This window comes from Clostridium paraputrificum AGR2156 (assembly GCF_000424025.1).
GTDB lineage: Bacteria > Bacillota > Clostridia > Clostridiales > Clostridiaceae > Clostridium > Clostridium paraputrificum.
On sequence record NZ_AUJC01000009.1, the window covers coordinates 1 to 25,123 of the forward strand.

Below are 25,123 nucleotides of genomic sequence, written 5' to 3' on the forward strand. Positions count from 1 at the left end.
GTCCTGAGCCAGGATCAAACTCTCAATAAAAAGTTTAATCTTGCTACTTGATTTCTCAAGTTTACTCGTAAAAAAGAATTGCTGGTTTTTAACTTTATATTCTGTTCAATTTTCAAAGATCAACTGCAGTCTCACCTGACTGCCATATCATAATATCATCTATCAAATTTGTTGTCAACACTTTTTTAATGTGTATTTTTAACTTCTTTGACTTGTCACAACTCATCTCTGCGACGGATATTATAGTAGCATTTCTTTTATATTTAATTAGTATAATTATTTCTCATTACTTTAAAATATATATTAATTTCTGTGTTTTTCTAACTTTTACTTAAAATATCTATTAAAGATACGCCTGGATAAGTATAGTAAGTCTTTTAATAATTTATACTCAAATATTTAATAAACTTTACTACTATTACATTTTATTCTAGTATAATGATATAAACAAAGATTATCCGGGAGGTTTTACATATGAAAAAAACATTATTTTTACTACTAATATCAACATCATTTATTTTAATTGGGTGTAATAATGATAAAAACAATTTAAATTCTCAGACTTCTACTATTATACAAACCAATAATTCTAACACTAACAACAAATTGTCTTCATTCTTAATTTCTCCAGACACCGTATATCCAACGCAATTTATTTCTTCCACAAACTCATTAATATTTCCAAACTGGGATGATAATAATAAAATATCTATCATTAATGATCCTATTCCGCAATCAATCATCACTTCAAAGGATATTGTTAAGTTCTTTAACTATTCAACACATACATTAACAATACAAGGTGATATTATTTATTTTGCAGATGCTTCTAACAACAACTCACTATCTTCAATAAATATAATCGATGGTACATATAAAAAATTAAATTCACATAATGTCAGCAACTTATTATTAACTGGAAACAACCTCTTATACATAAACAAAACTGATGGCAAGTTGTATTCTTATGATACAATCGATAAAACTTCTAAAATAATTATAAACAACGTTGTTGGAAAATACCTACTTAATGGAAATTATATTTTATATGAAAACAAAAGTGATTTTTCCAAGTTGTATAAAACAAATTTAGAAGGCACAGAAGACGGACAAGTTACCACTTTTTCCGTTAATAGCTTTGCTACTTATAACAACTATATAGTTGCCATTAACTCTAACGATAATAATAACTTATACAAAATAGATCCCGAAACTTTAAGAGCTACTAGAATAGCACTTATAAATGGAGAAAATTTAAAAACATTTAAGAACACTCTATATTTCATTAATCTTGATAAAAGCAATTATCTTTACTCATTAGATATTAACGATTCTAACAATCAAGTATCGCTATCACCTATAATAAATCAAGGCATTAATGAATATTATCCTTCAAAAAAAGGCTTCTTTGTTCAAATCAGATCAAATGTAAATAATACATATATATTTAAACCAAATTAAAAGGAAGCTTATCAAATAAGCTTCCTTTTCCTATTTCATATTCATAACTATCTCTTTAAACACATTGCCTCTTACTGCAAAGTTAGGGAACATATCAAAGGATGCACAAGCTGGTGATAATGTTACCACATCCCCTTCTTCTGCTAATTCCCTCGCCTTACTTACCGCTTCTTCTAAATTACTTACAAAGTTCATACTAACTTTTATATTCTTCTCATCTTCTAATTTATCAAATGCAGCTTTAATTTTATCTTTAGTAGCACCTAACACTATCAATTCTTTTATAAAAGGATATCCTTCATAAGCTAATGGTTCAAATGGTATATGCTTATCATACCCACCTACTATTAATATTACCTTTTTATCAAAAGCTTTTAATCCTGCTAAAGTTCTCGTTGGGCTTGAAGCAATTGAATCATTATAATACTTAACTCCGTCTAATTCTCTAACTAACTCACATCTATGTTCTACTCCTGTAAATCTTTCAGCAACTGCTTTCATTGTACTTATAGAAACATCATCCTTAGTAGCAACAAATGCAGCCATATAGTTTTCCACATTGTGCATTCCTTTTATGACTATATCATCCTTTTTGCATACCTCTTTGCCGTCAAGATATAGACTTCCATCTTTATAGTAAGAGCCATTTTGTAACATTCTCTTAGAACTAAACTCTCTTACCTCTCCATTTGCTTCTTTTTCAAAAGCATATGTTATTTCATTTTCTCTATTTACTACTAAAACTTCATTATCTTCTTGGTATAAGAATATATTTTTCTTTGAATCTATATACTCTTGCATATCTTTATGCATATCCAAGTGATTTGGAGCTAAGTTAGTACAAACCGCCACATCTATAGGAGAGTTCATTGTCATAAGTTGAAAACTAGATAACTCTAGCACAACCATATCTTTTTCATCAATTTCTTCAATTTGAGCAAATAATGGTGTACCAATATTTCCTCCAACCCAAGTTTTATACCCTTCTTCTATTAGTAACTTAGATATTATAGTAGTTGTTGTTGTTTTTCCATCGCTACCTGTTACTCCATATATTTTACCCTTACAGTATCTAACAAACTCTTCCATTTCAGATGTTATATACGCACCTTCATCTTTAGCTTTAACTAAAGCTTCACTATCAATTCTCATTGATGGTGTTTTAAATACCACATCAAATCCTGTTAATCTATCTAGGTACCCTTCTCCAAGTATTAATTTAACCCCTAATTCTTTAAAATCATCAGCTATATTCCCTAGAGTCTTCTCATCTTTAATATCAAAAGCTGATACATCTGCACCAAGTTTAACCAAAAACTTAATTAAAGGAATGTTAGAAACGCCTATTCCTACTACAGCAACCTTTTTATTCTTTATAAATTCCTTAAATTCACTAAAATTCTTCTTCATCCTAAATCCTCCATAAAACATCAACTTTTTATATTATCTAATATATTATTCTTATTTAAGTCTGTCCCATTTCTTTCTAATTATAACACTTCTAATTATTTTGTTCTACAAACGTGAAACTCCTTTAATCACTCCACTTTTTACACTCACATCTTCTAATGAACATAAAAAGTGGAGTTATATAATAACTCCACCTTAAATTAAAACTCTAAACTTTTTGCTATATAACTTTGTAAATCACTTATCTTAATTCTTTCTTGTTCCATGCTATCTCTATCTCTTACAGTTACAGCACCATCTTCTAATGTATCAAAGTCTATAGTTATACAATATGGTGTACCTATTTCATCTTGTCTTCTATATCTCTTCCCTATACTTCCCGCTTCATCAAAATCAACGTTAAAGTACTTACTTAACTCTCCATAAACCTCTAGAGCTTTATCAGAAAGCTTTTTTGATAAAGGTAATATAGCTGCTTTAAATGGAGCTAACGCTGGATGGAAGTGCATTACAACTCTTGAATCCTGCTTATCTTCAGTTGATAAATCTTCTTCATCATAAGCATCAACTAAGAAAGCTAAAGCAACTCTATCTGCACCTAATGATGGTTCTATAACATAAGGTACATATTTATCATTTGTTTGAGGGTCTAAATAAGACATATCTTGACCTGAATGTTCTTGATGCTTCTTTAAATCATAGTCAGTTCTGTCTGCTATTCCCCATAATTCTCCCCATCCAAATGGGAATAAGTATTCTATATCAGAAGTAGCTTTAGAATAAAATGATAATTCTTCTTGTGCATGATCTCTCATTCTTATATATTCTTCTTTTATACCTAAGTTCAATAAGAACTTCCAACAATAATCTCTCCAATATTCAAACCATTCTAAATCTGTTCCTGGCTTACAGAAGAATTCTAATTCCATTTGTTCGAATTCTCTTGTTCTGAATGTAAAATTACCTGGGGTAATTTCATTTCTGAAGGACTTACCTATTTGTCCTATACCAAATGGTACTTTCTTTCTTGAAGTTCTTTGAACAGACTTAAAGTTAACAAAAATACCTTGAGCTGTTTCAGGTCTTAAATATATTTCATTTTTTGCATCCTCAGTAACCCCAGCAAAAGTTTTAAACATTAAATTAAACTTTCTGATATCAGTGTAATTTAACTTGCCGCACTTAGGACATACTATATTGTTCTTTTCTATATACTCTTTTAATTGGTCATTTGACCAACCATCTGCAGATGCTACCTCTACTCCTTGTTCTGTCATATGATCTTCAACTAACTTATCTGCTCTAAATCTAGCTTTACACTCTTTACAATCCATTAACGGGTCCGAAAATCCACCAACATGCCCTGATGCTACCCATACTTCTTTATTCATTAATATAGCACAATCAACTCCAACATTATATGGACTTTCTTGTATGAACTTCTTCCACCAAGCTTTCTTTACATTATTTTTAAACTCTACGCCTAATGGACCATAATCCCATGCATTTGCTAATCCTCCGTATATTTCTGAGCCTGGGAATATGAACCCTCTACTTTTACATAAAGAAACTATTTTTTCCATAGTCTTTTCTACTGTCATATCTATACCTCCTAATTTATTTTTTTGTAAATAAAAAAAGCTATATCAACCATAAAGGGACGAAAAACATTTTCCGCGGTTCCACCCTTCTTGGCAATAAGCCCTACTTTCATAACTGCGCACTCAAGAGTTCCTTTCATAAAACACTCATAGTGATTCTCACCAAATATCACCTCTCTAAAATGAAGCATTATACTACTCTTCTCTATCAACATGCCTATTTAATTATATATTCATTTTATCAAAAGAGTTTTATATGTCAATACCAAAGGTATATCATATATATTTATATTTTTATATAATAATTGTATAAACGAAAATGTAAGGAGAGAGTTTTATGAAATACATCTTAAATCAAAGACTTATATCTATTGGCGACGACTTCACTATATTAGATGAAAACAAAGACAAGGTTTTCAAGATAGATGGCAAAGTTTTAACTATAGGCGAAAAATTATACTTTTCGGATTCAAATGATAACAAAATATTTAAAATTAAGAAAAAACTATTACGCTTAACAGAAACATACATTATTGAAAAAGACGGAGACATATATGCAACTCTAAAAAAAGATTTAATAAATATCATTAGAGATAAGTTTGAGATTGAAACACCATATGGAACCATAAAAGTAAAAGGGAATTTTATTGACTATGATTATACATTTAAAATTAACGGAAATGAAATAGGTAAAGTTTCTAAAAAACTTATTTCTATAAGAGACAAATATATAATTGATATAAAAAACTTTAATGATCACGCCTTAATTTTGGCATCCGCTGTGATAATAGATATGATATGTCATAATAAAGATGATAAAGACAACAAAAAAGAAAAATAAAAAAAGCGATAACTGTTCATCGCTTTTCTTTGGCTCCGCGAAGAGGACTCGAACCTCCAGCCTATCGGTTAACAGCCGAGTGCTCCACCATTGAGCTATCGCGGAATATCAGTATAATGACGATAAAATTGGCTCCGCGAAGAGGACTCGAACCTCCAGCCTATCGGTTAACAGCCGAGTGCTCCACCATTGAGCTATCGCGGAACGTCATTACATTAGATATTATATCAGCTTTATCTATAAATGCAACACTTTTTTTAAAATAATTTAAATATAGTAGTATTTACGAAAAAAACAGAGCATTTTAAAGATAGGAAAGAAAAAGGAGTTGATTCAATCAACTCCTTTTTTATGTTAATTATTTGTTTGTGGTTTCATTGTTGGGAACAATAATACATCTCTTATTGATGGTGCATCAGTCAAGAACATTATTAATCTATCAACACCAAATCCTAATCCACCAGTTGGAGGCATACCTGTCTCTAGAGCGCTCATGAATTCTTCATCAATCATATACGCCTCATCATCTCCAAGCTCTCTTTCTTTAGCTTGTTGTTCAAATCTTTCTCTTTGAACTATTGGATCATTTAATTCAGAATACGCATTACAGATTTCTCTTCCAAATACAAATCCTTCAAATCTTTCAGTAAACATTTCGTTTCCTCTCTTCTTCTTTGTAAGAGGTGAAATCTCTACCGGGTAATCCATAACAAATGTAGGTTGTATCATGTGCTGTTCTGCAAACTCTTCATAAAGAGCATTTAATACTTCGCCCTTCGTTACAGTATTTAATGGTTTCGGGAATTCTAAATGCTTTTCCTTTGCAATAGCTTGTGCTTCTTCATCAGATGCAATAGCATTAAAATCTATCCCTGCATATTCCTTAACAGCATCAACCATAGTTATTCTTCTCCATGGTGGCTTAAAGTCAATTTCTGTTCCTTGGTACATAACCTTAGTTGTACCATTTACTTTTTCGCAAACATACGCCGCTAAGTTTTCCATAATTTCCATCATATCATTATAATCAGAATAAGCTTCATATAACTCTATCATAGTGAATTCAGGGTTATGTCTTACAGACATACCTTCATTTCTAAAGTTTTTACCCATATCATAAACTTTTTCAAATCCACCAACAATAAGTCTCTTTAAATAAAGCTCAGTAGCTATTCTAAGATACATATCAATATCTAATGTATTATGATGTGTTATAAATGGTCTAGCTGCTGCCCCACCTGCTATAGGAGATAGTATTGGTGTTTCAACTTCTAAAAATCCTCTATTATCTAAGAACTCTCTTATGCCTCTTATAATTTGACTTCTCTTAATAAAAGTATCCTTTACTTCTGGGTTAGTTATAAGATCTACTTCTCTTTGTCTATATCTTAAATCCGGGTCTTTTAATCCATGCCACTTTTCTGGTAATGGCTTTAAAGACTTACAAATTAATTGAAAATTCTTAACTTTTATAGATATTTCTTCGGTTCTAGTTTTAAAAACTTCTCCTGTAGCCTCTACCATATCTCCTAAGTCAAATGTTTTATATGATTTTAATTGTTCTTCTCCAACTTCATCAATCTTAATGAATAATTGGATTTTCCCGTCTCTATCATGCACATCAGAGAAAACAACCTTTCCTTGTCCCCTCTTAGACATTATTCTACCTGCAACAGTAACTTCTTTACCTTCTAAATCTTCGAAGTTAGACTTTACTTGTTCTGATGTATGAGTTCTATCAACCTTATATACATCAAATGGGTCCTTTCCTTCACTCTTTAATTCAGCTAGTTTATCTCTTCTTAATCTTTCTTGTTCACTGAACTGAGATTCTAATTCTTGAATATTCATTTCCTCAGTTGACATTTACATCCCTCCGTTATGCTCTTCTTATATCAAGTACCTCAAATTTTGAAACTCCATCTGGTACATTAACCTCTACAACGTCCCCAACTTTTTTACCAATTAACCCTTTTCCAACTGGTGATTCATTAGATATCCTAAAGTTCATTGGATCTGCTTCAGCTGAACCAACTATAGTGTACTCAACTTCTTCATCAAAATCATAATCTTTTACCTTTACTATTGAACCCACAGAAACAGTATCTGTTGGTATTTCTGACTCATCAACAACTTCAGCATTCTTTAACATATTTTCTAATTGAAGAATTCTTCCTTCTGTAAAAGCTTGCTCATTTTTAGCTTCATCATATTCAGAGTTTTCACTTAAGTCTCCATACCCTAAAGCCACTTTTATTTTTTCAGTTATTTCTTTTCTTTTTACTGCTTTTAAATATTCTAATTCATCTTCTAGCTTTTTTACACCTTCATACGTCATAAGAAATTTTTTAGTTTCACTCATATTATACTCCCCTTTATCAACCTGACAGGTTGGTTTTATTAATTCCTAAAAGTATTTAACATATTATAAATCAGCCAATATAATATGTCAATAAATGATAATTAAGGGTACCCCACGCTTACCACTCAAGTTATATAATAACATTATACAACCTAAATCTTACCATTAATACCCTTATATTTAAACAATATCTGTTTAAATATTATATCATTTTATATAAATTTAATTCCTATTTTCTAAATTTATATTTTTATAAATAATTTTATGATAACTGATCTCTATATTTTCTTAATATTTCAATCACTTCTTCACTATTATCTAGTGTATTCATATGATTTTTTATATCCGTACAACCTGGAAGACCTTTAATATACCAAGATGCATGTTTTCTCATCTCTCTTACAGCTTTGTACTCTCCATCATATTTTATTGCAAGCTCATAATGTCTTAAACACATTTCAACTCTATCCTTATGTGTGATTATTAAATCATCTTCACCTTTAAGCTTTCTTTCTATTTGCTTAAATATCCATGGATTTCCCATTGCACCTCTTGCAACAACGATTCCATCACAATTGGAAACCTCTTTTAACTTTAATGCATCTTCTGCTGTAAATACATCTCCATTTCCTAATACAGGTATAGAAACAGCATCTTTGACTTGTCTTATGATATCCCAATTAGCATTTCCTTCATACATTTGCTTCTTAGTTCTTCCATGAACAGTTACTGAATCAACTCCAGCATCTTCTAATCTTTTAGCAAACTCCACTGCATTTATACAAGTTTCATCGTAACCCATTCTAAACTTAGCCGTAACTGGTTTATTGGATACTTTTTTTAAAGATCTTATTATTTCAGCTGCTAATTCAGGCTCCTTCATCAAAGCCGACCCTTCACCATTTTTAGTTATTTTTGGTGCTGGACATCCCATATTTACATCGATAATACAAATATCGTTTCTATTGTTAAAATATTTTTCAACAACCTCTGCCATTATCTCTGGATCTCTACCAAAAATTTGTGCAGCTACAGGCTTTTCCTCTTCTGCTATTCTTAAAAGGCTTTGTGTGTTTTCGCTTCCATAGTGTAATGCTTTCGCACTAACCATTTCTGTTGTTACTAATCCACAGCCCATTTCTTTGCATAATCCCCTAAAGGAAATATCAGTAACCCCGGCCATAGGTGCTAAAAATACATTGTTATCAAAGACCAGATTACTTATCTTCATCTTAATTACTCCTTGTTTTTATAATATAGTATTTTTAAACCTTCTAATGTTAAATCATCATCTACTTCATCTATTGCATCAGTTTCTTTAAATATCAACTTAGCTAAACCACCTGTTGCAATTACATATGGTTCCTCGCTATTTTTTCTCATCATTTCATTTTTCATTTTAGATACTATATATTCAACTTGACCAATATAACCATATAATATACCTGCTTGCATACTAGAAATAGTATTTTTGCAAATTAGTTGTTCTGGCAACTCCAACTCAACTCTAGGCAACTTAGCAGCTCTTTCAAATAAAGCATCAGATGATATCTTTATTCCAGGTACAATGCATCCACCTAAGTAGTCTCCGCTCCTTGTTAATGCACAAAAAGTTGTTGCAGTACCAAAATCTATTATTATAACAGGTCTTTTATGTCTTTCACATGCTGCAACAGCATTTACTATTCTATCTGCCCCAACCTCTTTAGGATTATCATATTTAATATTTATTCCAGTTTTTATTCCAGGACCTACTATTATAGGTTCAATAGAAAAACACTTTCTTATCATATTCTCTAAAGAATGCATAATATTAGGAACAACTGATGATATAATTATCCCCTTAACTTCTTTTGCATCTAAATTGTTTTGGGAAAATAATTGCATAACTTGTATTCCGTATTCATCCGATGTTTTATTAGGATCAGTTGAAATACGCCAACTTGCTATATACTCATTATCTTTATGTACACCAAGTACTATATTAGTGTTACCAACATCAACAAGTAAAATCATAAAAGCACCCCTTTAATATAATTAAAAGCAGCTATTAAAAGCTGCCTTTATTTCAGTAAAATAACTTAAATTTAACAATATAATTTTAGCAAGCCAACATAATTTGTCAAGTATATTAAAACACCATAAACATTGCTTACCATTAGAATAACCCTACTATCTCTCCATTTTCTAATATATCCATTTTATTTGCGGCAGGAACTTTTGGTAATCCTGGCATTGTCATTACATCTCCTGTTAATACCACAATAAATCCTGCACCATTTGAAACTTTTACTTCCTTTACAGTTATATCAAATCCACTTGGTCTACCCAATAATGACGGATTATCAGATAAAGAGTATTGAGTTTTTGCCATACATATAGGAAGCTTATCTAATGCAAACTTCTCTAGTTCTTTTATTTGCCTCTTAGCTGCTGCACTGTATTGAACTCCATCTGCTCCATATATCTCTTTAGCTATTGTTAGCACTTTCTCTTCTATACTTTTTTCAACATCGTATATTGGTTTAAAATCAGACTTTTCATTTTCTAGAACATCTTCTACTATATCAGCTAATTCTAATCCACCTTCTCCTCCTTTTGCCCAAACATCAGAAAGAGCCACCTTAACACCAATATTGTTACAATAATCTTTTACAAACTTAACTTCATCATTGCTATCTGTTAAAAACTTATTTATAGCTACAACAACAGGAACATTATACTTCTTGATATTTTCAATTTGTTTTTCTAAATTAACTATCCCTTTTGATAGAGCCTCAACATTAGGTGTATTTAATTCCTCTTTTGAAACACCACCATGATGTTTCAAAGCTCTAATGGTAGCAACAACCACTACACAATTTGGATTTAATCCACCATATCTACACTTTATATCTAAAAACTTTTCTGCACCTAGGTCTGCTCCAAATCCAGCTTCTGTAACAACTATATCACCAAGCTTTAACGCCAATTTAGTAGCTATGACTGAATTACATCCATGAGCAATGTTTGCAAAAGGCCCTCCATGTATTATAGCAGGAGTATTTTCTAAGGTTTGAACTAAGTTAGGTTTTATTGCATCTTTCATTAATAATGCCATAGCACCTTCTACTTCTAATTGTTTAGCATAAACCGGATTTCCATCTAAGTCATAAGCTACAACAATCTCACCCATTCTTTCTTTTAAGTCATTTAAATCAGAAGCCAAACAAAGAATCGCCATTATTTCTGATGCAACAGTTATCATAAATCCATCTTCTCTTACAAACCCGTTTACTTTACCGCCCATCCCCACGATTACATTTCTAAGCGCTCTATCATTCATATCCATAACTCTTTTAAATACAATTCTTCTTGAATCAATTCTTAAAAGATTCCCTTGATGTATGTGATTATCTATAGCAGCACATAATAAATTATTTGTTGCTGTTATTGCATGCATATCTCCAGTAAAATGTAAATTTATATCCTCCATAGGAACAACTTGAGAATATCCCCCTCCAGCTGCTCCCCCTTTTATGCCAAAAACAGGACCTAAAGAAGGTTCTCTTAACGCAATAACTGCATTTCTCCCTTTTTTACACAACGCTTGACCAAGTCCCACTGTAACTGTGGACTTTCCTTCACCCGCTGGTGTTGGATTTATTGCTGTAACAAGTACTAATTTTCCCTCTTTAGATTTATTATTATTCAGTACATCTAATCCTATTTTACACTTATACTTACCATATAACTCTATATCATCTTCTGTTAAATTTAATTTTTGCGCAATTTTTATAATAGGTTCCATTTTAGCTTCTTGAGCTATTTGAATATCACTTTTCACTACTATTTTCCTCCTTATTATAAAGTTCATATTAAGATTATACCATTGACTATATTTTTTTGAAATATTTTTCGTACATTTAATATTGTTCTTACATTATTATTCGTATTTATACCTAAATTTTATGATTTATATTATTATTATAAAATTAACTTTCGTACAATATAAAAAGTGCCGATAAACTCGACACTTTTTTATTATGCTAAATTATCTGTTTTATCAGCATTATCAAATATTTTTAAGAATTCTTGACCTTCAAGCTTTTCTTTTTCTAATAAAGCACCTGCAACAGCATGAAGTTTCTCTATATTCTCTTTTAATAAAGTTTCAGCTTTATTATAAGCTTCATCTATTAAAGCTTTAATTTCTTTGTCAATTTTAGCTCCGACTTCTTCGCTAAAATTTCTTCCTCTTCCTAGATCTCTACCCAAGAAAACTTCATTTTGATCTGATCCATAGGATATAGTACCAATCTTATCACTCATACCATATTCCATTACCATACTTCTTGCAATATCACTAGCTCTATCAATATCATTTTTAGCCCCAGTACTTATATCTCCTAAAATTAGGTGTTCAGCAACTCTTCCACCTAACAATCCTACCATCTCATCTTTAAGTCTAGACTTTGATGTATAAGCTCTATCTTCTGTTGGAAGATGCATTGTATAACCACCAGCTCTACCTCTTGGTATTATAGATATTTCATGAACAGGATCTGCATTAGGCAATAATCTCATAACAACAGCATGACCTGCCTCATGATAAGCAGTTAATTTTCTATCATGTTCACTTATAACTCTACTCTTCTTTTCAGGTCCAGCTATTACTCTTGTAATAGCTTCTTCCATCTCAAGCATGCCAATTTGCTTCTTACTTCTTCTTACAGATAGTAAAGCTGCTTCATTTGAAAGATTTTCTAAGTCAGCCCCACTAAATCCTGGTGTTCTCTTTGCTAACACTTCAAGATTAACATCTTCGCTAAGAGGCTTTTTCTTTGTATGAACCTTTAAAATTTCTTCTCTTCCCTTTACATCTGGTGCACCTACAACAATTTGTCTATCAAATCTGCCTGGTCTTAATAGAGCAGGGTCTAAAATATCTGGTCTGTTAGTTGCAGCTATCATTATTATTCCTTCATTAACTCCAAATCCATCCATTTCAACAAGTAACTGATTTAAAGTTTGCTCTCTTTCATCATGACCGCCACCTAAGCCAGCACCTCTTTGTCTACCTACTGCATCAATTTCATCTATAAAAACAATACATGGTGCATTCTTCTTAGCTTCTTGGAATAAATCTCTAACTCTAGAAGCTCCAACACCTACAAACATTTCAACAAAGTCAGAACCAGATATACTAAAGAACGGAACTCCAGCTTCTCCAGCTATAGCTTTTGCTAATAACGTCTTACCTGTACCAGGAGGCCCAACTAGTAACACTCCCTTAGGAATTCTTGCTCCCATTTCTATATATTTAGCAGGAAGCTTTAGAAAATCAACAATTTCCTCTAATTCAGCTTTTTCTTCATCAGCACCTGCAACATCCTTAAATGTTACTTTTTTAGCATCAGGAGAGGCTATTTTAGCTCTACTTTTTCCAAAGTTCATTACCCCTCTTCCGCCACCTCCACTTTGAGATTGTTGTGTAAATACAAATAAAAACACTAAAAACAGAACCACCAATAATACCACAGGTATTATACTTAACCACGCTACATTATTAGATGGAGCTTCATATTCAATTTTAACATCACTTCTTGGACTATCTTTTAATAATGAGTTTATCATCTCATCTGGAGCATTAGTAGTAAATATCTTATTATCTCGAGTTTTACCTTGAACTTGCATCTTATCTTGTCTTATTACTATACTCTCAATTTCGTTACTTTTCCACTTTTCTTGAAATAAGCTAAATGGAATACTATCAGTTGTTCCTTTAGTTTGCCAAATAGTAAAAGCAGCAAATACCAGAACAAATAGTACTATTATCCATAAAGCTGAGCTTGAATTCTTTTTATTCGCCATTCAAAGCCCCCCTCTCTTCTAGTTATTTTAAATTTTAACATACGCTATTTTTTTATACAATTATATTTATATTCTATCTTTCATATACCTCTGGTTTTAATATTCCTATAAAAGGTAGATTCCTATACTTTTCTGCATAATCTATTCCATATCCAACTATGAATTCATCAGGGACTTCAAACCCAACATATTTCACATCAATATCCACTTTTCTTCTTGCTTCTTTATTTAACAATGTAGTTATGTTTATACTATTTGCCTTTCTAGCTTTTAAATACTTTAACAAATAATCTAATGTTACCCCACTATCAACTATATCCTCTACTATTAAAATATCTTTTCCTTCTATACTGTGATCTAAATCCTTTAATATTCTAACAACACCTGATGTCTCAGTAGAGTTCCCATAACTAGATACAGCCATAAAATCAATTTCACATGGAACTGTAATATTCTTTATTAATTCAGCTGCATACAAAACTGATCCTTTTAACACACCAACTACTAACAAGTTCTTATCTTTATAATCGCAACTAATTCTATTTGCAAGTTCCTTTACCTTATCACTAATTTGTTCTTCACTAAATAGTATTTCTTTAACATCTTCCCTCATCCTCTTAATTCCTTTCCATTACAGTTATTTTTAGTAACTTTTTAGTATCTTTTGTTACTTTATATTCATTAGACACCTTTAACCCTACTAACCAAGCAACCTCATCATCAAATTGAATAATAGGTACTATATCTCGTTGACTTACTGAAACCTTACTATCTATGAATATATCTTTTATTTTCTTCCTACCATTCATTCCTAGAGGAATCATTTTGTCTCCATTTTTCCTGGTTCTAATGATAATATTACCATTAATTTTATCATAATTAAAATACTTTATAAAACTATTATCAGCAAACTTTATATTTTTTACATTTTCTAAAACTTCAAACTTAATAGAATACGCCCCAAAGCTAAATTCACTTTCTATATCATCTTTATTAATCACTACCTCTTGGCAGTATTTATCTTCCTTACTTTCCATCTTTCTTAAATAAATGTCTCCATAAACATTCTCTGCATATAAACCATTTGGTAAATCTACTCGTTTATTGGTACCTAGATTTAAAAGCTTTCTTATACTAGCAATATGCTTAGCTTCTATATTATATCCACTTCCACTTATAATAGAAGTAGCCTTCCTAATAACTCTATTTATTATTACACTTTTACAAGCAATAATATCACTTCTTATAATAAGATAGTCTTTTTCAACCTTACAATACTTAAACAAATACTCATCTATAACACTCTCTATTAACTCATTATCTTCTTTCAGAGTATCTGCCATCCTATTTATAACTGTTACTAAATCAGAATTAAAATTTTCTTTCATATATGGAATTATATCTAACCTTATTTTATTTCTACTATAATTACGTTCCATATTGCTTTTATCAATTCTTGGATTTAAATTATTTTTTTCACAATACCATTCTATTTCTTCTCTTTGTAAAAACAAAATCGGCCTTATATATATGCTGTCTCTTTTCACCGAAATTCCTGTTAATCCTTCTAATCCAGTTCCTCTCATAATTCTCATGAATATAGTTTCAACTTGATCATTTGCATTATGAGCAGTAGCAATTTTATTAGAATTAGTTTTTTTCATAACTTCTCTAAAAAATTGATATCTAGCTTCTCTACCTGCAGTTTCAGTTGACATTCTTTGTTTTTTCGCAAATTCATTTATATTTATTCTCTTTGAGTAAACTTCTATACCTCTTTCCACACAAAAATCATTTACGTACTTTTCATCTTCATTAGCCTCTTCTCCTCTTAGCATATGATTAATATGAGCTACAACCAGTTCTATTTCTAGCTGATTTTGTAACTTATATAATACCTCTAACAAACATATAGAATCAGGCCCTCCTGACACTCCAACAACAACTTTTTCTTTTTCTTGTAACAATTTATTTTCTAATATATATTCTAATACTCGTTTCTCCACGCTCATCAATTAATACCTCTTTTTAAAAAATACTATACCTACTATTTTACCTTTATATTAAAAAAATTAAAATAGCAGACCTTATCAGTCCGCTATTTAACTCTTAAAAATTAGTACATAGAATATACCTTAGACACAACCACAGTCATATCATCATTACATATATCACCACTTAATTCTTTAGACTTATTTATAATATCTTCAGCCAACTGTTTAGGGTCTTTTGATGCGCCTTCTAAAAACTCTTTCATCCAGCTATATACACCAACATTTTTCTTATCTATATCTAAAACACCATCACTTAATGTAATAATCAAATCTCCATTACTTACATTAGTTTTAACTTCATCTAAATCCATACTATCCAACAACCCAAAAGGCGGCATATTACTTTCTATAACCTCAACAGAATTACTCCTTTTTATAAAACTTGCCACTGCTCCAATCTTTATGAAGTCTACCTTCCCAGAATATAAATCTACAACATTCAAATCTAGTGTAGAAAATTTTTCATCTTCATCAAACTTTAAAGCAACTATAGAATTAATCATATCAACTGCCGTTTCTTTAGATAGTCCAGCTTCCAAAAACTGCTCTACCAAAGAAACAGTTGCATTACTTTCTCTTCCAGCATCAGGTCCTGACCCCATACCATCACTTAGTATAGTTACATATGAGCCACCTACACTTTTCCCAAAGCTGTAGGAATCTCCACTGTATTCTTCCCCATCTTTGGACTTTACAGCACCATATGACCTTACAAAAAACTTAGGCATTTCTTCAAATATTATATTACACTCATTGTCTTTAGGATTTATACAACACCCTTCCCCTGATATAGTCATAGGTTTTCTCATGACATTATTTATTATAGGCAAAATCTTTTTATAGCAATACTTACTGCCACAACAATTGTTCATTGTAATCTTAATTTTACTTCTTCCATCAACATCTCTATAACAATATACTTTTTTATATTCAATAGAAACTTTACTAAAGGCCTTCTTAATTAACTTTTTTATCTCATAATCAACTTCCACTTCTTTATTAAGATCTAACAAAACCTTATCAACAGACTTAGACATATTATCAATATGAGAAGCTATCATCATTCTACCTTCTTCTAATTTTCCCTTTAGAGCCTCTTCGCCCTTAGAATTATCAATAATCTTTTCCGCTCCCTTTATTAACTCAAACTTCTTTTTACACTTTTTCTCCAACTCTAATGGAAAACTCATCTTTTTCCCTTCACAGTTTTCTAATAAGGTTTGAAAAGAGTTAAATGTAGAAGTAAATTCACGATTCCAACATATTTGTCTTCTTACACAGTCACCACAAACCCTACCTACCAAGTTTTCTGTTAATTCTGTTCCCTTCTTATTAAAAACAAGATTAGTATTTCCCCTAGGTACCTTAAGAGCATCGGATACGGAATTGAGTACTATTTTCACTTGCTTTACCTTATTAAACATTTCTTCTCTAATTTCGTCTAAGGATATATTATTTATACTATCAGTTTTTCTATCACAATTTAATTCTAACTCAATTTTATAATACACCTTTTTAGGAATAGCAATATAAATCATTCCTGAAATTATCACTTCAACTACTGATGCTATATATAAATTATCAGAGTATAGAGCTAGAGCTATATACATAATAAAATATGCTAAAAACGAAAACACTCTTCCAGTATCCTTAAACACTCCCGCTATTAATCCTATGGAGCTATACATTGCTACACCTAGCATCATGTCTCCGGAACTTAATCCAACTATAATACCCATTGTTACACCAATAGCTGCACCATAAGTCCCTCCAGCAGCATAGGCTATAATCAAAATTAATAAATATGATATTATATTTCTTAATTCAATATTTAATATACTCAAATTTCCTATACCAGAAATTATCAAGCATATAAGTATTCCAGCACTAATCACTTCTTCTATCGTAAACAAGTAATTATCTTTAAACTCATCTAAACACTTAATCCCATATCTAAGAACAAATGATATAGGAACTACAACTATAGTATTTATCAACGCTAACGTTATGTTAACACCTAATGTATACTTATTTATAAAGAGGCCACAAAAAACAAATCCTATAAATGCAGCTATAAAGAACTCAGTATCTTTTATTCTTTTCTCTAATATATAGCTTGTGATATATACAAATAAAACTACAGCTGATACTACTAAATTTATATATCTTTCACCAGCAATATTTAATATAGTCATATACCCAATGGCAACTCCAACGCTAGCTATTAAATACTTCTTTATATCTTTTAAAGTTCCTATGGATATTAAAAATGCTATACCAAATGGAGCCATTCCATTTATATCTCCTCTATTCAAAAGCAACGTAACTCTACTAATTAAAATTGATGCTAATAATATAGTCAGATAACTTAAAATGTTTTCTTTTTCATTTACTAGAACCCTTTTCTTATCATTTACTCTCTTATAATTCTCCACCTTTAGTCCATACTGCATAAGTCACCTCTCCTTATTTACATAAATTGTAAATAAATTATATCACCACCCACTTTACGATATATGTCACTTATTGGACCTTATTTTATTTTTTCGTAGGACATTTACTTTTATTATTCTTACTTTTCTTTTTTTTATCTCCAATTTACTCAACTTATTAATCTAGAATTATTAATCAGTTTTTCTTATTAAACAAGCCTATATCTCATTTCTTAAAGAATTTTACTTTTTTTTTAATTTTGTCATTAATGAAGCATCTTTGTATTTTATTGATAGAAGTTGATATGAATATTTTTATTCCCAGTATCATAGAATTATTCTTTATATGATAAACCGCAATATAGTTTAACTATTATGGATTTAACCCTATCTAAAAATTTATAATAAAAAAAGACCTAAGAATATCTTAGATCTTTTTTGGTGCCGAAGACCGGAATCGAACCGGTACGGTGTTTAACCACCGCAGGATTTTAAGTCCTGTGCGTCTGCCAGTTCCGCCACTTCGGCATACGTGGTAGCGGAAATAGGACTTGAACCTACGACCCTTCGGGTATGAACCGAATGCTCTAGCCAGCTGAGCTATTCCGCCACGTTATGGTTGCGGGGGCAGGACTTGAACCTACGACCTTCGGGTTATGAGCCCGACGAGCTACCAACTGCTCCACCCCGCGATATTATATTATGAAAGATTGGTGCCGAAGACCGGAATCGAACCGGTACGGTGTTTAACCACCGCAGGATTTTAAGTCCTGTGCGTCTGCCAGTTCCGCCACTTCGGCTTAGCTTTCATATGCCGTTCTCAACGACAAGACTTATTATAAAGCATGATTAATATACTGTCAACATCTTTTTACATTCTTTTTTTTATTATTTAATCAAATAATAAAAACAAGCACTCTACCTAAATTAGAGAGCTTGCTTTATTAATTTATATTAATTATATAAACAATATCTTACGATCTATTCTTACTATTCTTACCTTTGAATTCTTGATGTTTTTTCACATCTTGCATTTTTTCTTCGCTATCTTTTAAAAACTTTGATATCTTATCTTCAAAATTTGCAGAATTAGGCTTACTTGATTTATCAGTTCCCCAATCGAATTCAGCAGGTCTAACTGACTTCTTTTGAACATTAGCTTGTTTTATCGATAAACTAATTTTTCCGTTATCATCAATGGAAATGACTTTAACTTTAACTTTATCTTGTTCATTTAAATGTTGTCTAATATCCTTTACAAATGAGTCTGCTACTTCAGATATATGAACTAATCCAGTTTTTCCTTCTACCTCCACAAAGGCTCCAAAATTTGTGATGTTTACCACTGTTCCTTCTAATATGTTTCCTGTCGCCAAGGTCATGTTTATAAGACTCCTCCTTAAATATAAATAAATAATAATATATGTTATTAATATAATAACCTAATTTTGAGAATTTGAGTCAGCTTTCTTTTGTTGTTCTACAGAGGTTTCACCTTTCTTTATCATATTAAGTCTTTCCCTCGCCAACTGCTCTAGATACTCATTAGACTGTGCTTTATCATGCTCTTCTTGCAGCCTCTCTTGTTTATTCTTTAAATACTCCAACTGAGCTTCTTTCGCAACTCTCTCCTTTTCAATTCTTCTCATAGCTTTTTCTTGCCTAACAAAACTAAAAATGAAAATTGCTACAAGCACTACTAATATTAAATTTTTTATAGTTAACCTCCTTTTCATCCATAGCACCTCATTCAAATTCTATAAATATATTGTAATCACTATAGTTACTTTATTCAAGTAATTTTTCTATAGTTACTTATTTTTATTTCCCATTTTTGACATAAATATCTTAAATGGATAAATAAAGTTCTTAGCACTCACTCTTAATGATTTTGAGATTTTTTTTCCTATGGTTCTCTCTGTTTTTAATATATGGGGACTTATAAATTTGATATAAACCGCAATTGCTATTCCAATAAAGATATATACATATGGACCTAGAAAAGCATAATTTGTATATAATAAAAAAGTAAATACTACTAATGCACATAGTGCCCAAAATAATAAGTCTTCCACAACTACTATTACTTTTGGAATCTTATATCCTCTTATTAACCTATATGCATCAAAAAGTATTCCAGTCAAAACACCGGCTAGCAAACTATATATTACTATATTAACTTGAATATTTAACTGTAACGGCATATTTTCTACTTAAAAATCTTTTTAATTATACTTTCTTTACTCTTCTTACCATCTTTACCGCTATAAATCATAGATGATATGTATCCCATAATAATCACATCTCCATTTTGAACATCAAGCTTATTCATTTTTAACCCCTCACCTTTAATAGCAAGATTCCCCAATATAGTATTTAAAGATATTTTTTCATCATCAAAGTTAACTACTTCTAACACTCCTGATAATGTAAGTTTTTTTCTATCCTCTAAAGATAAAGAACTTTTTCTTTCTTCTTCCATACACTTCTCCTCCTAAACATTCTAATAAAATATATGAATAAGAAAAGTTCTTTATTCTAATTTACTACTCTTTATCTTCTTCTCCTTCTATAATTATGTACATGTCTTTTGCTACTTCCTTCTTTACATGTTGGGCTATATTTATTATCTTTGCTTTTAATACTTTATTTGCAAAACTTATTTCTATTATGTCATCTTCTTTTACATCTGTAGATGGCTTAGCAACCTTGCCATTAATAGTAACCCTTCCACTTTCACAAGCTTCTTTTGCAACTGTTCTTCTTTTTATTATTCTTGATACTTTAAGATATTTATCTAATCTCACATTAACTTCTCCTTTTTTATTCTAAAAGAACCCGAGAAATCTCGGGTTCTTATTAATTACTTATTAACTTTTTCTTTGAATTCTTTACCAGCCTTAAATACAGGAACTGTTGATGCTGCTATTTTTATAACTTCTTTAGTTCTTGGGTTTCTTCCTTCTCTAGCTGCTCTTTCTCTAGTTTCGAAAGTACCAAATCCAACTAATTGAACCTTTTCTCCCTTTTCTAAAGCTTCTTCAACACTTTCTATGAAAGCCTTTAAAGCAACTTCAGCATCCTTCTTAGTTAATTTTGACTTTTCAGCCATGCTAGCGATTAATTCTGATTTATTCACGATTACATCCTCCTTAAAATACAGTTATTATTTCTAACTGCTCTTATGTACTATACTTACATTACCTTATTATATAACCTCTTTTTTAACTCGTCTATACATTTTTTGTATTTTTTGTATAGTTAGTCAAATGATACATAATTATATGCTTATACGTGGTATAGCACTAATAAACTATATTATTCTCCATAAATATATAAATTCCTTCTCCGATAGGTTATTTTTCTAGTTTTTTTGCCTCTTCCCATAACTTATCCATCTCTTCTAATGTCATTTCTTCTAATTTAATATTCATGGATTTTGCCTTTGTTTCAATATAATTAAATCTTCGAATAAATTTATCACTTGTTAAATTTAAAGCTTCTTCACTATCCACTTTTAAAAACCTACTTACATTTACACAAGCAAAAATCAAATCTCCAACTTCTTCTACTATTTTTGCCTTATTTTCACTATTATATACTTCAATTAATTCATTTATCTCTTCTCTTACTTTTTTCACAGCTTCTTCTACTTCATTCCAATCAAACCCTACTTTACTTGCCTTCTTTTGAATCTTTTCAGCTCTTATTAATGCAGGAAGCGCTTTCGCTATACCTTCTAAATCTTCTGTTACACTTTCAATATTCTTTTCTTTCTTTTTAAGATCTTCCCATTCTAATAAAACTTCACTTGACGTATTCACATGACTATCTCCAAACACATGAGGATGTCTATATACCATCTTATTACAAATACCTTCTACTATATCATTAAAGTTGAAATATCCATCTTCTTTTCCTATTGCTGAGTGAAAAACAACTTGTAATAGTACATCTCCAAGTTCCTCTATTAAAGCATTATCCTCTTCCTTATCTATTGCATCAACTACTTCATAACTTTCTTCTATAATAGCTTTTTTTATAGACTCATGAGTTTGCTCCCTATCCCAAGGACAACCATCCTCACCCCTTAATGTATCTATTATCTGAATCAAATCATATATATCCTTTTTATTATTTAAATCCTTAGGAATATATATAGATGTTAAATAATCTATGTCCTCTTGCATATCTAACTCATATAAAGGTATGTTTCTTATGCTTTCTTCACCCTCTATACCTGCTGCCCTACAATATATAATTTCAGTCTCATCATCATAGTATTCTGTTAATGCTAGTTTAACTTCTGAAGCTATCAATTGATTGTATACCTGAGTTATTATTGTTCCTATTCTTTTATCTAGAACTTGATTCTTTATATCAAATGCATCTATAACCTTTAATCCATTTATAGGGTCTATCTTTAATCTATCCATCATTGCATCTATGAAACTAACAGCTGGTAAAATACTATATTCAATTGATGCTTTTTCACACAACTCAATCAAGTTAAATACTGATTTCTCAGCTACTAAAGGATGCCCTGGAACAGCATAAACTAACTCTCCAGTTTTATTGTATTCTTCTATTATATTTTCTGAAATTCTCTTATACACTTCATCAAAGCTTTCTGAGCTTTCATAAAAATAATCACAAGTTTTAAAATCAATTCCTTGTTCTTTTATATATTCTACTGTAGGATGCTTCTCTGTTCTAAAATATACATTATTACTCTTTCTAATAGCATCTACAGCCCCTATAGTTAATGCTTCTGGTGCTCCAGGTCCTAATCCAACTATCTTAATCATTAGATTCTCTCCTTTTTATATATTATTAAGCTTTCTTTCTTATCCTATTTTTCACATCATCTACACTAAATACTCTTAGTGCAAATATACCTATGCCATATATTATAGCACCTAAAGATATAGATAGTAAGCATGATATACTATTGCTCATTGTATTTCTATATAAAAAGTTATATGTTAATATTACTACTACAATCATTAAACTAGCTGCATATCCTGGCTTTATAAAATTGTTATACAGCTCTATATTACTTCCAAGCTTAACCTTCATAGTAATCAAGTTAAGTAATGTAGAAACTATATAAGCTCCTATAGAGGCAATTACAGCTCCATATATATTTAACTCCGGAATAGCTACTAAAACTACTGTTAATATTACTTTTACAATACATCCAATAAATAAATTTATTACAGGAAGAATATATGATCCAACTCCTTGTAATATGGATGTAGTTGTTTGAGTCACTATGATAAATGGTATAGATATAGATAAGTATTTTAGAATATCTACCCCATCAAACCTTCCAGGAAATATAAACTTCATTATAGGCTCTGCCATAAAGAAAAGTCCAAAAAAACATGGTACTGCTATAACTGATGAAAGTTTCAATGATAAATTAATCTTATTTCTTACTTCTCCTTGTTTTCTTAAAAAATAGCACTCTGCAATTATAGGAATTAAAGATGTACAAAGAGCCATAGATAAAGTTAGTGGAATATTTACGATAACAGATGCCTTACCTGTTAATTGTCCATATAATATAGTTGCCTGCTGACCGGAAAAACCTGCACTATTCAACCTTTGTGGCACTAGTATAGAATCAATCAAACTCATTATAGAGCCAACAGTAGCCCCTAGTGAAATTGGTATAGCCATTTTTAATATTCTATTTAACACCTCAGGATTACTTTTTATCTTTTTTATTCCATAACTCCTTTTAACTCGCATATATTTAAAACCTAAATAAACACTTCCTATAAGGCCTCCAGCAGCAGCTCCAAATGCTGCTCCACCTGCCGAGTATTCAATACCTCTTGGTCTTAATACTATCGCTAATCCAACTCCAACTACAACTCTACCAATTTGCTCTAAAATTTGAGATATTGCTGATGGAGTCATATTTTGCAACCCCTGAAAGTATCCTCTAAATACAGTCATAATAGAAATTATTACTGGTGCAAATGAAATTCCTATAAGCGAATAATATGCTTCTGGTCTCCATTCTAAAATACTCATAATTGGACGTGCAAAAAGAAATAATATACAAGATGTGCCTGTCCCAAGAATAAGCATAAGCATAGATGATTCTTTTACTATTTCAAAACCACCCTTAACATCTCCAACTGCATTTCTTTCAGATATTAGTTTAGACATAGCTATAGGAACGCCTGATGCCATTGCAACAAAAAACATATATAATGGATACGATAATTGATAATATCCTATCCCTTCATCTCCAATTAGCATAACTAATGGCCACCTAAAAAATAACCCTAAGAACCTTGTCAATATTCCAGCTATACCTAATATAAGGCTACCTTTTATTAAAGATTGTTTTTTCATAAAATACCTCCAAACTTTACATGGTACTAATTATTTTTATTTCAAGCTTAGAGGTATTATTACTGTTTATTTACATTATTTTTATTCAGGATATAAAAAGATTACTGTTCCATTTGCTTTCCAAGGAACGCAGAAGCAGTTTCTGCTAACTTTATTTCTAATTCACCTAACTTTTCTCCTGCTTGCTTAGATAATATGACTACAGCACCTATAGCATCTCCTTCTGCTATTATAGGAGAAATAACTTGTGAAACATATTTTTCTTCTGCTCCATCATCATCATTATGTAATGGAATTATTTTATCTCCTCCTTCTCCAAGAAGAACTGTTTTTCTATCATCCATTATCTTTTCTAACTCATTACTTATTTTTCTTTCTATGTAATCTTTCTTTGGTCCACCACTAGCAGATATGAAAGCATCCTTATCAGATATTAAAACAATATGTCCTATAGCTTGTTGTAAGCTTTCTGCATATTCCTTTGAGAAATCTGTTAATTCTCCTATTGGAGAATATTTCTTTAATATTACTCCACCTTCTCTATCTGTAAATATCTCTAATGGATCCCCTTCTCTAATTCTTAAAGTTCTTCTTATTTCTTTTGGTATAACAACTCTACCTAAATCATCAATACGTCTTACAATTCCTGTAGCTTTCATTATTAAAATTGACCTCCTTAAAAAACTAATTAATTTGTAGCACTATTATTATTTGACTTCTTAGAAATTTTATTCACA

General features: G+C 30.7%; 22 protein-coding genes, 6 tRNA genes and 1 other annotated feature. Of the genes, 2 read left to right on the plus strand and 26 right to left on the minus strand.

Annotated features, from left to right (window positions below; genetic code table 11):
* Positions 1 to 474 precede the first annotated feature (474 nt).
* On the plus strand, positions 475 to 1,461 hold the full coding sequence (locus G594_RS0110190) for a DUF5050 domain-containing protein (RefSeq protein ID WP_027098487.1): 987 nt from the start codon (positions 475 to 477) through the stop codon (positions 1,459 to 1,461).
* Positions 1,462 to 1,491: 30 nt separating this feature from the next.
* On the opposite strand, the gene murD is transcribed toward G594_RS0110190, so the two are convergent.
* Positions 1,492 to 2,871, minus strand: coding sequence for a UDP-N-acetylmuramoyl-L-alanine--D-glutamate ligase (gene murD, locus G594_RS0110195; protein WP_027098488.1), 1,380 nt, complete (start codon positions 2,869 to 2,871; stop codon positions 1,492 to 1,494).
* Positions 2,872 to 3,071: 200 nt separating this feature from the next.
* Positions 3,072 to 4,472, minus strand: a complete 1,401-nt coding sequence (locus G594_RS0110200; protein ID WP_027098489.1) for a glycine--tRNA ligase — start codon at positions 4,470 to 4,472, stop codon at positions 3,072 to 3,074.
* Between the two features lie 52 nt (positions 4,473 to 4,524).
* Positions 4,525 to 4,693 (minus strand) — a binding site (T-box leader).
* Positions 4,694 to 4,809: 116 nt separating this feature from the next.
* Between G594_RS0110200 and G594_RS0110210 the strand changes: the two genes are divergently transcribed.
* Positions 4,810 to 5,313 (plus strand): LURP-one-related/scramblase family protein, encoded by a 504-nt coding sequence (locus G594_RS0110210; protein WP_027098491.1) that lies wholly within the window; start codon positions 4,810 to 4,812, stop codon positions 5,311 to 5,313.
* A gap of 30 nt (positions 5,314 to 5,343) precedes the next feature.
* On the opposite strand, the gene G594_RS0110215 is transcribed toward G594_RS0110210, so the two are convergent.
* From G594_RS0110215 to spoVT, 24 genes are all read right to left on the minus strand, one after another.
* Positions 5,344 to 5,418, minus strand: a tRNA-Asn gene (locus tag G594_RS0110215).
* Positions 5,419 to 5,442: 24 nt separating this feature from the next.
* Positions 5,443 to 5,517: transfer RNA gene (locus G594_RS0110220), tRNA-Asn, on the minus strand.
* A gap of 150 nt (positions 5,518 to 5,667) precedes the next feature.
* Entirely contained in the window at positions 5,668 to 7,179 is a 1,512-nt protein-coding gene (gene lysS / locus G594_RS0110225; RefSeq protein WP_027098492.1) for a lysine--tRNA ligase, read from the minus strand.
* Between the two features lie 13 nt (positions 7,180 to 7,192).
* Positions 7,193 to 7,675 (minus strand): transcription elongation factor GreA, encoded by a 483-nt coding sequence (gene greA / locus G594_RS0110230; protein WP_027098493.1) that lies wholly within the window; start codon positions 7,673 to 7,675, stop codon positions 7,193 to 7,195.
* Between the two features lie 262 nt (positions 7,676 to 7,937).
* Positions 7,938 to 8,906, minus strand: a complete 969-nt coding sequence (gene dusB, locus G594_RS0110235; protein ID WP_027098494.1) for a tRNA dihydrouridine synthase DusB — start codon at positions 8,904 to 8,906, stop codon at positions 7,938 to 7,940.
* Between the two features lie 5 nt (positions 8,907 to 8,911).
* Complete coding sequence (locus tag G594_RS0110240) at positions 8,912 to 9,691, minus strand: type III pantothenate kinase (protein WP_027098495.1); 780 nt, start codon at positions 9,689 to 9,691, stop codon at positions 8,912 to 8,914.
* A 142-nt stretch (positions 9,692 to 9,833) separates the two neighbouring features.
* A complete protein-coding gene (locus G594_RS0110245) occupies positions 9,834 to 11,501 on the minus strand; it encodes a formate--tetrahydrofolate ligase (protein WP_027098496.1) in 1,668 nt (555 codons plus the stop codon).
* A 197-nt stretch (positions 11,502 to 11,698) separates the two neighbouring features.
* Entirely contained in the window at positions 11,699 to 13,528 is a 1,830-nt protein-coding gene (gene ftsH, locus G594_RS0110250) for an ATP-dependent zinc metalloprotease FtsH (RefSeq protein WP_027098497.1), read from the minus strand.
* A gap of 73 nt (positions 13,529 to 13,601) precedes the next feature.
* A complete protein-coding gene (gene hpt / locus G594_RS0110255; RefSeq protein WP_027098498.1) occupies positions 13,602 to 14,141 on the minus strand; it encodes a hypoxanthine phosphoribosyltransferase in 540 nt (179 codons plus the stop codon).
* Positions 14,142 to 14,145: 4 nt separating this feature from the next.
* Positions 14,146 to 15,540, minus strand: a complete 1,395-nt coding sequence (gene tilS / locus G594_RS0110260; RefSeq protein WP_207734678.1) for a tRNA lysidine(34) synthetase TilS — start codon at positions 15,538 to 15,540, stop codon at positions 14,146 to 14,148.
* A gap of 104 nt (positions 15,541 to 15,644) precedes the next feature.
* Positions 15,645 to 18,035 (minus strand): stage II sporulation protein E, encoded by a 2,391-nt coding sequence (spoIIE, locus tag G594_RS0110265; RefSeq protein WP_027098500.1) that lies wholly within the window; start codon positions 18,033 to 18,035, stop codon positions 15,645 to 15,647.
* 418 nt (positions 18,036 to 18,453) lie between these two features.
* A tRNA-Leu gene (locus G594_RS0110270) sits at positions 18,454 to 18,542 on the minus strand.
* A gap of 5 nt (positions 18,543 to 18,547) precedes the next feature.
* Positions 18,548 to 18,624: transfer RNA gene (locus tag G594_RS0110275), tRNA-Met, on the minus strand.
* Positions 18,625 to 18,630: 6 nt separating this feature from the next.
* Positions 18,631 to 18,706, minus strand: a tRNA-Met gene (locus tag G594_RS0110280).
* A 19-nt stretch (positions 18,707 to 18,725) separates the two neighbouring features.
* Positions 18,726 to 18,814: transfer RNA gene (locus G594_RS0110285), tRNA-Leu, on the minus strand.
* Between the two features lie 174 nt (positions 18,815 to 18,988).
* Entirely contained in the window at positions 18,989 to 19,396 is a 408-nt protein-coding gene (locus tag G594_RS0110290; protein WP_027098501.1) for a S1 domain-containing RNA-binding protein, read from the minus strand.
* 60 nt (positions 19,397 to 19,456) lie between these two features.
* Complete coding sequence (locus G594_RS0110295) at positions 19,457 to 19,750, minus strand: FtsB family cell division protein (protein ID WP_027098502.1); 294 nt, start codon at positions 19,748 to 19,750, stop codon at positions 19,457 to 19,459.
* 75 nt (positions 19,751 to 19,825) lie between these two features.
* On the minus strand, positions 19,826 to 20,218 hold the full coding sequence (gene yabQ, locus G594_RS0110300; RefSeq protein ID WP_027098503.1) for a spore cortex biosynthesis protein YabQ: 393 nt from the start codon (positions 20,216 to 20,218) through the stop codon (positions 19,826 to 19,828).
* A gap of 5 nt (positions 20,219 to 20,223) precedes the next feature.
* Positions 20,224 to 20,496: a sporulation protein YabP gene (gene yabP, locus G594_RS0110305; RefSeq protein WP_027098504.1), complete on the minus strand. Its 273-nt coding sequence runs from the start codon at positions 20,494 to 20,496 to the stop codon at positions 20,224 to 20,226.
* Between the two features lie 64 nt (positions 20,497 to 20,560).
* On the minus strand, positions 20,561 to 20,821 hold the full coding sequence (locus G594_RS0110310; protein ID WP_027098505.1) for an RNA-binding S4 domain-containing protein: 261 nt from the start codon (positions 20,819 to 20,821) through the stop codon (positions 20,561 to 20,563).
* Between the two features lie 56 nt (positions 20,822 to 20,877).
* Positions 20,878 to 21,153, minus strand: a complete 276-nt coding sequence (locus tag G594_RS0110315; protein ID WP_027098506.1) for an HU family DNA-binding protein — start codon at positions 21,151 to 21,153, stop codon at positions 20,878 to 20,880.
* Positions 21,154 to 21,370: 217 nt separating this feature from the next.
* Complete coding sequence (yabN, locus tag G594_RS0110320) at positions 21,371 to 22,822, minus strand: bifunctional methyltransferase/pyrophosphohydrolase YabN (RefSeq protein WP_027098507.1); 1,452 nt, start codon at positions 22,820 to 22,822, stop codon at positions 21,371 to 21,373.
* A gap of 25 nt (positions 22,823 to 22,847) precedes the next feature.
* A complete protein-coding gene (locus tag G594_RS0110325; protein WP_027098508.1) occupies positions 22,848 to 24,386 on the minus strand; it encodes a putative polysaccharide biosynthesis protein in 1,539 nt (512 codons plus the stop codon).
* Positions 24,387 to 24,487: 101 nt separating this feature from the next.
* Positions 24,488 to 25,045 carry a stage V sporulation protein T gene (gene spoVT / locus G594_RS0110330; protein ID WP_027098509.1) on the minus strand — a complete coding sequence of 186 codons (558 nt, stop codon included), beginning with the start codon at positions 25,043 to 25,045 and terminating at the stop codon, positions 24,488 to 24,490.
* Positions 25,046 to 25,123: the final 78 nt, after the last annotated feature.